The organism is Prevotella aff. ruminicola Tc2-24, from assembly GCF_900110895.1.
Lineage (GTDB): Bacteria > Bacteroidota > Bacteroidia > Bacteroidales > Bacteroidaceae > Prevotella.
In genome coordinates, this window is sequence record NZ_FOIQ01000001.1 from 573647 (window position 1) to 587459 (window position 13813).

14 protein-coding genes are annotated in these 13813 nt (G+C 50.9%); 6 read left to right on the forward strand and 8 right to left on the reverse strand.

What is annotated here, in order from left to right; all coding sequences use genetic code 11:
• Together BMY63_RS02465 and BMY63_RS02470 are read right to left on the reverse strand one after the other, a co-directional pair.
• Positions 1-1176 (reverse strand): MFS transporter, encoded by a 1176-nt coding sequence (locus BMY63_RS02465; protein ID WP_091914490.1) that lies wholly within the window; start codon positions 1174-1176, stop codon positions 1-3.
• Positions 1173-1838 carry an HAD family hydrolase gene (locus BMY63_RS02470; RefSeq protein ID WP_091899586.1) on the reverse strand — a complete coding sequence of 222 codons (666 nt, stop codon included), beginning with the start codon at positions 1836-1838 and terminating at the stop codon, positions 1173-1175. The genes BMY63_RS02465 and BMY63_RS02470 overlap by 4 nt, the downstream gene beginning before the upstream one ends.
• Positions 1839-1943: 105 nt before the next feature.
• On the opposite strand from BMY63_RS02470, the gene BMY63_RS02475 reads away from it, so the two are divergent.
• The 3 genes from BMY63_RS02475 to BMY63_RS02485 are packed head-to-tail and all read left to right on the forward strand — an operon-like array spanning position 1944 to position 4015.
• Positions 1944-2735: an RsiV family protein gene (locus tag BMY63_RS02475; RefSeq protein WP_091899587.1), complete on the forward strand. Its 792-nt coding sequence runs from the start codon at positions 1944-1946 to the stop codon at positions 2733-2735.
• Between the two features lie 6 nt (positions 2736-2741).
• A complete protein-coding gene (rsmG, locus tag BMY63_RS02480) occupies positions 2742-3368 on the forward strand; it encodes a 16S rRNA (guanine(527)-N(7))-methyltransferase RsmG (protein ID WP_091914492.1) in 627 nt (208 codons plus the stop codon).
• Positions 3369-3370: 2 nt separating this feature from the next.
• A complete protein-coding gene (locus BMY63_RS02485) occupies positions 3371-4015 on the forward strand; it encodes an MBL fold metallo-hydrolase (protein WP_091899589.1) in 645 nt (214 codons plus the stop codon).
• Positions 4016-4027: 12 nt separating this feature from the next.
• On the opposite strand, the gene BMY63_RS02490 is transcribed toward BMY63_RS02485, so the two are convergent.
• Genes BMY63_RS02490 through BMY63_RS02515 form a run of 6 tightly spaced genes read right to left on the reverse strand, consistent with a single transcriptional unit; the run spans position 4028 to position 10818 of the window.
• Entirely contained in the window at positions 4028-4705 is a 678-nt protein-coding gene (locus BMY63_RS02490; protein WP_177178360.1) for a tetratricopeptide repeat protein, read from the reverse strand.
• Positions 4702-5769 carry a 3-isopropylmalate dehydrogenase gene (gene leuB / locus BMY63_RS02495; protein WP_091899591.1) on the reverse strand — a complete coding sequence of 356 codons (1068 nt, stop codon included), beginning with the start codon at positions 5767-5769 and terminating at the stop codon, positions 4702-4704. The genes BMY63_RS02490 and leuB overlap by 4 nt, the downstream gene beginning before the upstream one ends.
• A complete protein-coding gene (locus tag BMY63_RS02500) occupies positions 5766-7340 on the reverse strand; it encodes an alpha-isopropylmalate synthase regulatory domain-containing protein (RefSeq protein WP_091899592.1) in 1575 nt (524 codons plus the stop codon). Before BMY63_RS02500 ends, leuB begins: the two co-directional genes overlap by 4 nt.
• On the reverse strand, positions 7319-7915 hold the full coding sequence (gene leuD, locus BMY63_RS02505; protein ID WP_091899593.1) for a 3-isopropylmalate dehydratase small subunit: 597 nt from the start codon (positions 7913-7915) through the stop codon (positions 7319-7321). Before leuD ends, BMY63_RS02500 begins: the two co-directional genes overlap by 22 nt.
• Before the next feature lie 7 nt (positions 7916-7922).
• Positions 7923-9311, reverse strand: coding sequence for a 3-isopropylmalate dehydratase large subunit (gene leuC, locus BMY63_RS02510; protein WP_091899594.1), 1389 nt, complete (start codon positions 9309-9311; stop codon positions 7923-7925).
• A 4-nt stretch (positions 9312-9315) separates the two neighbouring features.
• Positions 9316-10818 carry a 2-isopropylmalate synthase gene (locus BMY63_RS02515; RefSeq protein ID WP_091899595.1) on the reverse strand — a complete coding sequence of 501 codons (1503 nt, stop codon included), beginning with the start codon at positions 10816-10818 and terminating at the stop codon, positions 9316-9318.
• Positions 10819-11277: 459 nt separating this feature from the next.
• On the opposite strand from BMY63_RS02515, the gene BMY63_RS02520 reads away from it, so the two are divergent.
• From BMY63_RS02520 to BMY63_RS12260, 3 genes are all read left to right on the forward strand, one after another.
• A complete protein-coding gene (locus BMY63_RS02520; RefSeq protein ID WP_091914496.1) occupies positions 11278-12033 on the forward strand; it encodes an SDR family oxidoreductase in 756 nt (251 codons plus the stop codon).
• A 27-nt stretch (positions 12034-12060) separates the two neighbouring features.
• On the forward strand, positions 12061-13122 hold the full coding sequence (locus BMY63_RS12485; protein ID WP_091914498.1) for a redoxin domain-containing protein: 1062 nt from the start codon (positions 12061-12063) through the stop codon (positions 13120-13122).
• Positions 13119-13813, forward strand: a 695-nt coding sequence (locus BMY63_RS12260; protein WP_091914500.1) for a hypothetical protein, incomplete at its 3' end; no start/stop codon positions are given. The genes BMY63_RS12485 and BMY63_RS12260, both read left to right, overlap by 4 nt.

Consider the following 13813-nt stretch of genomic DNA (forward strand, 5'->3'; position numbering starts at 1 on the left):
CTATCGGTTCTTGTTCTTGACGAACCAGTTGTGTGTGAAGTGATACATGACAAGGGCCACGATGACAAGAGCCAGCGACATCAGCAGTGATGAGATCTTCTCACCCTGGAAGAGTGCCAGTCCGAGACCTATACCACATGCGATGCCTCCTTCCCAACCGAGAAGGAAGGTGCTCTGTGAGGTGCCTCTCTGACAATGACGACTCAGCTTGATGAAGAAGAGCAGGAAGCGGGAGCCGATGATACCGATACCAAAGCCTATAAACAGAGGTGCCGCATACCATACGATCGGTTGTGTACGGGTAATCATCATCAGCAGTGCGGCAAACAGCAAGATCAGTCCGGAGACGACCTCACTCTTCACTTCTGCATCGCGGAAGACGAAGCGTTGTGCCAATAAGGCCAACAGGAACCCTATCATCATCATCGCATAGAAATGCTCAGAGAAATCGACGGAAAAGAGGATGCCCACCGCCACCGTCACCAACAGGAGATTCACAAAGAGCGGAAATCCGTGAGGCAGGAAAAAACGGTCAAGACTGACCACAGGCACATGATCCAACGGGGTGCGGAAGGGGAAATGCACCAAGGCAACGAGCACCAAGGCAACGAACGCACAACCAGCTGCACAGAGCATGACGACAGAAAAGCCAAAGCTGCGCTCTATCAGAAGACCAGCCAACGGTCCCAGAGAAAGGGAAAACCGACTGAACCATGCTGCGGAGTGATTCGCCTCTGTACGCTGGAACGACTCACTGGTATCGATGATCAGCGTACTGGTAAGCGTCATCTGCGCCAATCCGAAGAAGGCACCGAAGGCAAAACGATGGCCCATCAGCAAAGGAAGTTCCATATTGCGGCATAAAACCGCATCCAGATAATACAACAAGGCCAACAGGCATACGACAGCCAGTACGGCGATAATGCAGACCATATTACGACGGTAATGCTGAACGAGAAAGGACACGAAGAGTCCGAAGAAGAACAGGCCTACGCCAAAGGCTCCCATGACCGCACCGACCTCATGGAACGACAGACCCTGTCCCTGAAGGAGCCAACGGGGCATGACTGGAACGAGCATATAGACCGACATCGTAAGCAGTAGGTTTGCTACAGCCAGACGCCAGAAGTCATGATGCCATAGGCGGATATGTACAGGCGTGTTCTGCGAGTTCATAAAGGGAGGAATTTGAATGTGTCAATCAACGATTCATAGGTCAGTCCTCTGTAGTCGGTGATCTGGATGTCTGAAAGGGGAGCTATCGCCTCGACAGGATTCGTCGTGGCCAAGCCCACTACCGACATCTCCGCAGCCCTACCAGAACGAAGTCCGTTAAAGCTATCCTCAAACACGACACACTCCTCGGCATCCACACCAAAGAGTTCTGCTGCCTTCAGATAACATTCCGGATCAGGCTTGCTACGGGTAAAATCCTCGGATGTGAGAACTCTGTCAAAGAGAGAACGAAAAATCGGTTGGTGCTTGTTCACACTTTCCATCTTCGGTTGGTTGGAACTTGTGACGACAGCCGTCAGGACACCGTGTGATCGCAAGTCAGAGATAAGCGTCTCAAATCCGTCGATAAAATCATAATGCATCGTCTGTTCATAAGCATTAAGTCGATTAGTAATCGACTCACGCTCAGGCTCTAAGTCACCACTGAACCAACGCTCATAGATCTGAGTAAGCGTCTGTCCCTTGATCTCATGCTCAAGACCAGGTCGCTCCGGGTGATACTGTCGACATATCATTCCCCAGAATATCGAATACTGAGGTTCTGTGTCGAAGACGACACCATCGAGGTCAAACAGGGCCGCTTTAAGTTTTCTCTGCTTCATCTCATTAAATTTGGGTGCAAAATTAATATTTTTTAGCGAGAAATTTGCTTTTTTACTAATTAAACTGTATTTTTGCACTTAAATAAATGATATAACTACAGGCGTATGAAGAATTTTAACCTACTTTCCATGATCACGTTACTGATGATTGCCTGTGGAGGAAATGATGAGGACGCCATTAAGTTCGACTCCTTTGAGGTTGACAAAGTTGCCGTTCTTTCCAATGATGATCCCTCACCTCGGTGTCAGGTACATCTTCACATGAACCAGGCGACAAAAGCCTGTGGACATCGCGGCGAGCTGATCAACGCGACAGTGATGAGACGCTTGCTCGACCTTGAGGACAGTTCGATGAAACTGGCAGCAGAGACCTTTGCTGACAAGTACACACAATCGTACATCACCAATATGCTGCCGTTATACAATCAAGACCGTTCCGACACACTGAAACGCCAATGGTATGAGTATCATTACATTATCGACACCAACACTCAGAAAGGTTCCAAGAACAGTGTGGTCTATCTGGCCACCATCGACTACTATGAGGGAGGTGCACACGGCATCAACCAGTTGCTGACAATGAACTTTGACACAAGGACCGGACGACTGTTGACCATGAAAGATATCTTTGCATCCGGCTACGAGCAGCCTCTTCAAGAGATGCTGTTGCAGGCGCTGATGGAGAAGACGGGACTGAACAGTCTGACGGCGCTGCATGAGAAGGGTTACCTGTACTCGATGGATATCTTCCCGGCAGAAAACTTCATCCTCGGCGATGAGACCATCACCTTTGTCTATAACCCCTATGAGATTGCACCGTATGCCTTAGGCAGCACCGAACTGACTCTCCCATATAGTCAGTTAAGTAAGATTCTCAATTACTCATTCGAATATTAACAGAATATGAAAGCAGACTGCATTTACAGATATTTCCCCCATCTGACGGAACAGCAGAAACAACAGTTCGAGGCACTCGACGACCTGTACCGCGACTGGAACACAAAGATTAATGTGATCTCACGCAAAGATATCGACATGCTGTATGAGCATCATGTGCTCCACTCGCTGGCCATTGCAAAGATGATTCACTTCACACAGGGTACGCACATCCTGGATTTCGGAACAGGAGGTGGGTTCCCAGGCATCCCCCTTGCCATTCTCTTTCCAGACTGTGAGTTCAAACTCATCGACGGCACCGGCAAAAAGATCCGTGTGGCACAGGAGATCAGCAATGCCATCGGGCTCAAGAACTGTCACCCGGAACATATCCGCGGAGAGGAAGAGAAAGGGAAATATGATTTTGTGGTGAGTCGAGCCGTGATGCCTCTCCCCGATCTGGTGAAGATCATTCGGAAAAACATCTCGAAGACCCAACAGAATGCGCTTCCTAATGGTCTCATCTGTCTAAAAGGCGGAGACCTGCAGGCAGAGACCCAGCCATTCAACAAGATCGTCGAGACGGCTGAGATCAGCAGTTTTTTCAAGGAGGAGTGGTTTGATACCAAGCATGTCGTCTATCTACCCATCTGATTATGCTTAACATCAAGACTTTTGTTTGTAACCTGCTCGCAGAAAACACCTACGTGGTGAACGACGAGACAGGCGAGTGTGTTATTATCGATTGCGGAGCCTACTATCAGGAAGAGCGAAATGCCATCATACAGTATATCGACGAGAATCATCTCCGGCCTGTCCACCTGCTCTGCACACACGGACATTTCGATCATAACTTCGGTATCGACACCATCTACGATACCTACGGACTACAGGTAGAGGTTGCACGCGAGGATGAGTTCCTGATCGCAGACCTGCCGGGACAGTTTCATGCCATGATAGGTGGAACCCTTAAACGGAGATACCCGCCGGTCGGCAGGTATTTCCGTGAGGATGAGACCATCCGCTTCGGGAGCCATCAGTTCAAGGTCCTGAAGACTCCAGGCCATTCGCCCGGTGGTGTCGTATTCTATTGCGAGGAAGAACATGTGGCCTTTACAGGTGACACCATCTTCAAGATGAGCATCGGACGAACAGACTTTGAACGCGGCAGTTACGAAGAACTGATGAACAGTCTGCAAACGGTCATCGCAAAGATGCCCGGAGAGACCGTCCTTTACTGCGGGCACGGTCCCAAGACCTCTGTCGGTGAGGAGTTACGCTCGAATCCCTATCTTCGTTAAGAAGACAGAGAATCACTTGCATCGGTCATACCATTCCTTCAGCATGCCCCTAGCTACACCATGATGCGTCACATCATCAAGGGCTTCGCGTGCCTCCTTACGGCGCCCCTGTCGAAGTAGGATGTCAACCTTCGACACGACGAAGTCGACATTCGCAGGCTGTAGTCGGATAGCCTCATCCCAATCATAGAGTGCCGCATCATTCATCTGCTGCTCCATCTCATAGACAGCCCGGGCAGCATAGGCATCGGCACTGTCAGGGAACAGCTGCACGATACGGTTCAATTCATCAAACGTATCGGTCTTACGTCCCATCTTCTGCAGAACATGCGCCAGTCCCAGACGTGCTTCCAGATGTTTGGGTTCCATCGCAAGGAACGCCTCATAATCCGCCTTAGCCATATCATAATGGCGCAACTTACTCTGACAATAGGCGCGGAAATATAGAGCAGCCAAGTTCCGGTCATCGATGCGGAGCACATGACCATACTCCTCTACCGCGTACTCCCATTGCTGAAGATTGATGTTCGCCTCTGCTTTCTTCAAACGCAGGTCTGTATTCTTCGGATCCTGTCGGATAGCCTCAATCAGGAAGGATACCGAATCACGCCACTGCTGTGAGGTCTGGGCCCCGGCAGAGCCCACGCCCAGGAGCAGTAAAAGAACAAGAATCGCCCTATTCATTTTCATAATGCTTTGTTCTCGATATATGCTACGATCCATGCTCCTACCTCACGAGTGCCGTACCGGGCACCACCATCGACCTGAATCTCTGGCGTACGTACATGAGCATCAAGCGAAGCATTTACGGCCTCACGGATAAGTGCCCCTTCCTGCTCAAGTCCGAAATGCTCCAACAGCATGGCAGCAGAGAGAATCTGCGCCAACGGGTTGGCCAGGTTCTGTCCGGCAGCCTGTGGCCATGAGCCATGCACAGGCTCGAACAGCGGCGTATGCTCGCCGAGAGAAGATGACGGCTGGAGTCCCATCGAACCAGTGATACAAGATGTCTCATCGGTCAAGATATCACCAAAGGTATTTTCCGTCACGACCACATCGAAGAAACGCGGTTCGGTCAGCACTCGCATCGAGGCATTGTCGATAAACATATAGTCGGTCGTCACCTCGGGATACTGTGGTTCCATCTCTTTGGCGATCTGACGCCACAGACGAGATGATGCCAACACATTCGCCTTGTCTACCACAGTGAGGTGCTTCCGTCGCTGCATCGCCATCTCAAAGGCAACCTTCAGGATACGTTCAATCTCCGGACGCGTATAGATATCGGTATCGTAAGCCTTGTCGTTATCCTGATATTTCTCGCCGAAATACATGCCTCCCGTAAGTTCGCGGATCACCACAAAGTCGGCACCTCGCAGAAGCTCTTCCTTCAAGGGTGACTTATGGAGCAGACAGTCGAAGGTGGCCACAGGACGCACATTAGCGAAGAGACCAAGTTTCTTACGCATAGCCAACAGCCCCTGTTCGGGACGCACTTTAGCCGTAGGATCATTGTCATACTTCAGATCACCGACAGCGGCAAAGAGCACGGCATCCGCCCGCATGCAGGTTTGGAAGGTCTCCTCGGGGAACGGATCGCCCACCTCGTCGATGGCATGAGCACCGACAAGTGCCTCTTCGTATTCGAACTGGTGTCCGTACTTCTTAGCTACAGCGTCAAGTACTGCCACACCCTGTTTCATGATCTCCGGTCCGATACCATCGCCCGGAAGGACTGCTATTCTTAGATTCATAACTCGTTATTCTTTTCTTTTTCAAATATGTTCAACATCTTAAAAGTAGCCTTGATGGCCGCCTCGGTCTGGTCTGCATCAAGACCACGCGTACGGAGGATCTTCCCTTGGTCGTTCCAGGTGATGGTGGTCTGCACCAACGCATCCGTACGTCCTCCAGGAGGAATACTCACCTGATAGTTCTGCAAGAGAGGGAACGAGCGATCCAGATATTTCTTATAGATATAACGTAGCGATCTCACGAAGGCGTCATACTGACCGTCGCCCGTAGCACTCGCCTCATACTGCCGACCGTTGATCTCCACCTTCACATTGGCACCCGGCTTCAGACCGTAGGCTGTCGACACCACATAGCTGATGAGTTTCACTCTATCCTCCGGAGCGTCATGCTTCAGCACATCGCTGACGATGAACGGCAGGTCCTCCTGTGTCACGATTTCCTTCTTGTCGCCCAGTTCTGTAATACGCTGCGTCACCCGTCGCGTCTGTTCTGCTGTCAGTTCTAATCCCAGTTCCTCAAGGTTCTTGGCGATATTCGCCCGTCCGCTGTTCTTTCCCAGCGCATACTCCCTTTTACGTCCGAAACGTTCCGGCACAAGCTCATTCTGGTATAAGCCGTTCTTATTATCGCCATCGGCATGCACACCAGCCACCTGCGTAAACACATTATCACCGATAATGGGTTGGTTGGGAGCGATGGCGATACCGCTATAGCCCTCCACCAGATGGGAGATATCATTCAACTTATCCTCCTGGATGTTCGTCTTGGCCTGGAACTGGTCCTTAAGAATCACCTGCACACTCGACAGTGGTGCATTACCACAACGCTCTCCCAGTCCGTTGACTGTCACATGCAGTCCTTTGGCACCACTCAGTACGGCAGCCAGAGAGTTCGACACAGCCAGGTCATAATCATTGTGGGCATGGAAATCGAAGTGGGCATCCGGATAGCGTTTCACCATTTTCCGGAAATACTCGATACACTGCAGAGGGTTCATGATACCTAAGGTGTCGGGCAGCATGAAACGGCGGATGCCGGTGTCACACAGCGCATCCATGACCTGATAGACATACGAAGGCGACTCCTTCATGCCATTCGACCAGTCCTCGAGATAGAGGTTGACCGAAAGGCCCTTCTCACGGGCATATCTCACTGTATCGAGGATATCATCGATATGCTCCTTGGGAGTCTTCTGCAACTGTTCCCTACAATGCCGCAACGACCCCTTCGCTAACAGGTTGATGGTCTTACAACCACACGATGCGATCCAATCGACACTGAGTTGTCCATCCACGAAGCCGAGCACCTCCACCCTGTCCAACATATCGATCTGAGCGGCATAGCGGCATATCATGGTCACAGCCTCTTTCTCCCCTTCCGACACCCTGGCCGAAGCCACCTCTATACGATCGACATTGAGATCGCGCAGCAGCATACGTGCAATCATCAGTTTCTCATGAGGCAGGAAACTGACACCGCTTGTCTGCTCGCCATCCCGTAATGTCGAGTCCATAATCTCCACAAACGGTCTGAGCTTTTTATAGTGCCCTACTTGTTCTGCTGTTCCCATTGTTCCGTCTTTATTTTGTTCTGAACCAAGTAGTCGATATCATCGAATCCATTGGTTAGACAGTGTTTCTTATAGCCGTTAATCTCGAAATGCTCACTGCGGCCAGTCTCCTTATTGGTCACCGTCTGGTTGGGCAGGTCAACCTCCACCAACATCTTCGGGTTTTCCCTGATACTCTGGAAGAGTTCTGCGAGGAAGACCTCGCTGACCTGTACGGGCAGCACGAAGTTGTTCAGTTCGTTGTTCTTATGTATGTCAGCAAAGAAACTACTGATCACCACCCGGAAACCATAACCGGCGATGGCCCACGCTGCATGCTCGCGCGACGAGCCACTACCGAAGTTCTTACCAGCCACGAGGATACATCCGCCGTAGGTAGGATCGTTCAGCACGAAGTCCTTGTTCAACGTCCCGTCAGCATGATAGCGCCAGTCGCGGAACAGGTTATCGCCAAAAAACTGCTCTTCCCTCGTCGTTGCCTTCAGAAAACGTGCAGGTATGATCTGATCAGTGTCCACATTCTCCAATGGAAGGGGTACACACGTCGATGTTATGATATCAAATTTCTGTTTCATGGTCTTATCACATCATTAAATCTCTTGGGTCAGCGATCACGCCTGTCACAGCAGCGGCAGCAGCCGTAAGTGGCGATGCCAGGATCGTGCGAGCACCTGGTCCCTGACGACCTTCAAAGTTACGGTTAGAGGTTGAGACAGCAAGTTTGCCGGCAGGTATCTTATCGTCGTTCATCGCCAGACAAGCAGAACAGCCGGGCTGACGAATCTCAAAGCCTGCCTCTTCGAGGACTTTGTCCAGTCCCTCCTCACGGATCTGACGATCGACAGCCCACGAGCCTGGCACAAGCCAAGCTGTGATGCTGATTGCCTTCCGCCTTCCTTTCACGATAGAAGCAAAAGCCCGGAAGTCCTCTATACGTCCATTCGTACAGGCACCGAGGAACACGTAGTCAACTTTCGTGCCCAACAACTTCTCTCCGGCCTTGAACCCCATATATTCCAACGATTTCTCCTCTCCAGGCACACTGGCGCCATTCTTGGAAGGGATAGAAGAAGTGATGCCAATGCCCATGCCCGGATTCGTTCCATAAGTGATTCGCGGTTCTATATCTTCCGCCCTGAATGTCAACTCCTTATCAAACACAGCATCATCATCGCTCTTCAGTGTTTTCCAATAGGCAACAGCCTTCTCCCAGTCCTCACCCTTCGGTGCGAACTCGCGTCCTTTGAGGTAGGCGAAGGTGGTCTCGTCAGGAGCGATAAAACCACCACGAGCACCCATCTCGATAGACAGGTTACAGAGCGTCAAGCGCCCTTCCATCGACATATCGCGCACCACCTCTCCGGCATACTCCACGAAATAACCTGTAGCACCCGAGGTGGTCAACTGAGCCATCAGGTAGAGTGCCACATCCTTAGGTGTCACCCCCTTCCCGAGTTGACCGTTGATGTTGATACGCATGGACTTCGGCTTTTGCTGGAGAATACACTGTGAGGCCATCACCATCTCCACCTCCGATGTTCCGATTCCGAAAGCCACAGCACCCATGGCACCATGTGTGGAGGTATGAGAGTCGCCACACACGATCGTCATACCAGGGAGCGAGAGTCCCTTCTCCGGTCCCACCACATGGATGATACCGTTGTTCTTGTCCATCATCCCATAGTGCGTCAGTCCGAACTCCTTTGCGTTCCTGGCCAGCGTGTCCACCTGGTTTCTCGATACCGGATCCTCGATGGGTTTATCCTGATCGTGCGTAGGGGTATTATGGTCCGGCATGCAATAGATACGTTCTGGACGGAAACATCTCAGTCCTCGCGCCCTCAGTCCGTCAAAAGCCTGAGGCGAAGTCACCTCATGACAATACAGACGGTCGATATAGAGTTGTGTCGGACCATCCTCCACAACCTGTACCACATGTTTGTCCCATATCTTATCAAATAGTGTATTCATATTCTTAATCCTCGACTTTAAACTTATTGATACAATCGATATACGCCTCTACGGAAGCCGTCACGATGTCCGTATTGGCACCGAAGCCGTAATACAGACCACCGTTGTATTCGACCTGCATGTGCACCTTACCCACATCGTCCGAGCCTTTTGAGATGGCCTGGATCGTAAACTCCTTCAGCGTCATCTGCTTCATGATGATCTTCTTCAGAGCCTTGATGGCCGCATCGACAGGACCGTTTCCGCTGGCGGCAGCCTCGAACTTCTGTCCACTGATGTCGAGACCGATGCTGGCCACCGACTTCACGCCCTTACCAGTCGTCACCTGCAGGAAGTCAAGTTTCACAGCGTGAGCCTCGGCTGTGTCGGCACCGGCAAGCATCATCACATCGGCATCCGTCACCTCTTTCTTCTGGTCGGCCAGCACGAGGAACTTCTCATAAATGCTGTCGAGCTTATCCTCCTCAAGGTCCACACCGTTCACATGCAGACGATGCTTCAACGCAGCACGTCCAGAACGGGCTGTGAGCACAATCGAGTTGTCGTCGATACCCACATCCTTCGGGTCCATAATCTCATAGGTATGCACATTCTTCAGCACCCCGTCCTGATGGATGCCACTGGAATGGGCAAAGGCATTACGCCCCACAATGGCCTTATTCGGCTGCACGGGCATGTTCATCAAACTCGACACCATACGCGATATCGGGTATATCTTCGTCGTATTGATGTTCGTGTCTATACCCAGTCCTTTATGGCATTTCAGGATCATAGCAATCTCCTCCAACGAGGTATTACCGGCACGCTCACCGATACCATTGATGGTCACCTCCACCTGTCGTGCACCAGCCATCACACCACTGAAGGTGTTCGCTGTAGCCATACCCAGGTCGTTATGGCAGTGGGTGGATATGATGGCACGGTCGATGCCATCGACATGCTCCTTCAGGTACTTGATCTTCTCAAAATACTCCTGTGGCAGACAATAGCCCGTCGTATCGGGGATATTCACCACGGTGGCACCTGCCTTGATCACGGCCTCAACCACCTGTGCCAGATATTCATTATCTGTACGCCCTGCATCCTCGCAATAGAACTCCACATCGTCGACATAGCGCTTGGCATATTTCGTGGCGGCCACAGCCTGCTCGAGAATCTTCTCACGGGTGGAGTTGAACTTAAACCGGATATGCTCGTCGCTGGTACCGATACCTGTATGGATACGCTTATGCTTGGCATACTTCAGAGCCTCGAAGGCCACGTCGATATCATGCTCCACGGCACGTGTCAGCGCACAGATCACAGGCCAGGTCACTGCCTTAGAGATCTCTATCACGGAATTGAAGTCACCAGGACTTGAGATCGGGAAACCTGCCTCGATCACGTCTACACCCAACTGCTCCAGGGCCTTGGCCACCTGGATCTTCTCTACCGTGTTCAACTGACAACCGGGTACCTGTTCCCCGTCGCGAAGTGTTGTGTCGAAAATAAATAATCTGTCACTCATCTTTCTTTATTGTATTACTTTTATTACCCAATCCAAAAAATAAAGCCTTTCGCACTCGGAAGTGAGAAAGGCTTCAATATTCAGTTTCATGTATCTGACCTATATACACACCCTATCACTTCCGCCTGCCCCCTGCAGTCGAATAATAATAAGGCCGTTAAGTAGATTCAGACTCATCATAAATTCTCTTGTTATTGAAATCGGGTGCAAAGTTATACATTTTCTCTCATTCAAACAAATAATTCGTTACTTTTTTTATAAAAAATCTTTCAATCCGTCACCTTTGAGCGCACACAAGTCTTTAAACTATCACATTTTCAGCACTTAGTACCTTGTACGAATCCCTAAAGTATGTTACAAATATAGCACATTCGGATGAAATATGGATAATAATTCGTACTTTTGTTGCATGTTTTGAGAATAATTAGGATCATTAAACAAGAAAACAACACCATAAATATGAATAAGACGATATTGATTACAGGTGCGACAAGCGGTATCGGACTGGCTTGCGCGAGGAAATTCGCTGCCAACGGCGATAGACTGATCTTGACAGGAAGGAACGAGCGACGACTGAACGACATCAGCAAGGAACTGAAAGCCCAGGGCACAGAGGTACTCACGCTGCTCTTCGACGTGAGAGACCGCGACAAGGCCAAGGAAGCCGTTGCTTCCCTACCCTCTGAGTGGCAGACCATCGACGTGCTGGTTAACAATGCCGGACTGGCCCTCGGATTGGAACCGGAATATGAAGGCTGCTTCGATGACTGGGAGACGATGATCGACACCAATATTAAGGGACTGCTTACCATGACCCGCCTGATTGTGCCGGGTATGGTGGAACGCAACAGCGGACACATTATTAATATAGGTTCTGTTGCTGGCGATGCGGCCTATGCAGGCGGCAACGTCTATTGTGCCACCAAGGCGGCCGTCAAGGCCCTGTCCGACGGTCTGCGTATCGATGTGGCTGACACCGCCATCCGTGTTACCAACCTGAAGCCCGGACTTGTTGAGACCAATTTCAGCAATATCCGCTTCCACGGCGACAACGACCGTGCCGCCAATGTCTATAAGGGCATCAAGCCCCTGACGGGCGACGATATCGCCGACGTGGCCGTCTATACCTCTAATGCGCCGGCCCATGTCCAGATTGCCGAGGTACTCATCCTCGCCACCCACCAGGCCAGCGGCAGTGTCATCGTCAGGAAATAACTATTGCATCAATCAACCCAACCGAATATGAAAAAGAAAACCATCATCACCCTTCTGCTCACCCTCATCGCTGTGGTGGGACAGAGTCAAGAGAACAACACCAGTTACACCTTCAAAAGCGATATCAGGGAGATCATCAAGGACATGGCCAACGACGATGTCACCCTTGAGAAGTACTTTCTCGTGGACTATGCGAGCAAAGAACCCATCACAAAGAAACAGGTCTGGAAGGACAGTGTGATCAGCATCAGCGGCAAGACCGATGCCCCGCGCCTGGTACAACTCAGTCTTGAGATGAAGATTCCCGGTGGGGTCAGAACCAAGTCCTTCCCCTTTATCCTTGAACCAGGTGATATCGTGTTCACGATCGACACAAAGACCTTCTCCGTTGGAGGCACCCCCAGGAACGAAGCCTTGTTCAAAGCGATCAACGAACTGCGAGAGGCTTATAAGGCAGACGACTTCGAGAAGGTCCGTCAAATACCCAAGGATTATATCCTGCAGCACAAAGACGACATCAGTGCCGTCCTTATGCTGACCGCTAACGGGAAGCCTGATACGCCCGACGAGGCAGCAGAGCAACTCGCACTCATCGAGCAATGCGGTAACGTGGTTCGACAGCACCCTGCCATAATCAAAAGCATCGAAGATGCGAACACCATCCTGAACAGACCCAAAGAGGGGGATATGTTCAAGGATTTTGCCGTAGACTATGACGGTAAGACGCACCGTCTCTCCGACTACGTAGGGCGCGGCAAATATGTCGTTGTCGACTTCTGGGCCTCATGGTGTGGTCCCTGCAGAAGAGAGATTCCCAACCTCATCTCCTTATATGAGAAATATAAGAATCGTGACTTCACCATTGTCGGTGTTGCCGTGAACGACAAGCCTGAGGCTACGTTGAAGGCTATCGCCCAGGATTCTATCCCCTATCCTCAGATACTCAACACACAAGACATCACACCGCATCTCTATGGCTTCGATGGCATTCCTTACATGGTTCTCTTCGCCCCCGATGGCCATATTCTCGCCTGCGGACTTCGTGGTGAGGCTCTTAACAACAAACTAGCAGAGATCTTTGGGGAATGAAAAGACTGATAACAGCACTACTGCTGACAGCCAGTATGATGGCGTCGGCCCAGACGAACTACGACGACCCTACCCGTTGGGCGGTCGATGCCCAGTTTGGAGGAGCAATACCACTCATAGGACATAACGACCTGACAGGCCCCGGCTATTTCACGGGTTCTACGAAAGGACGTCATGGAACAGTCAACAAGCTACATGCAGAACTCTATATGCCCAACACTCATTTCTCAGTGAAAGGCGGTTACGAGCGCGAGCGACTCTCCATCCTATCGGGCGACGCCGAGACAGAACTGAAAGAGATGATGTTGGGCGGTCGCTGGTATCCTGCACCTTGGATATGGAACGTGCAACCGTTCGTCGGACTTGATGGCTATCTGAATATCAGCAGTTTGAACGAGCATTATTCAATCAGTTCCTCAGAAGGATATCAGAGAACGACAGACATCCACCAGCCGCGCTTCAGTGTGGCTCCGGTCATTGGCATGGATATCTTTGTATTCTCTCACATCGCCATACAGATGGAGTATGGCTTCCGGGTGGGAGTTGGTTCTCACATGACCGCCACGTCCACCTTCAAGCGCATGCCCGGTGAGACTTTTGTGACCAAGAGCGACCTGCATCGTCATTGCTTCTCGATAGGATTGAAGGTAACCTTCCCGTTCAAGTTCACATCCGACGATGGCAGATCGTT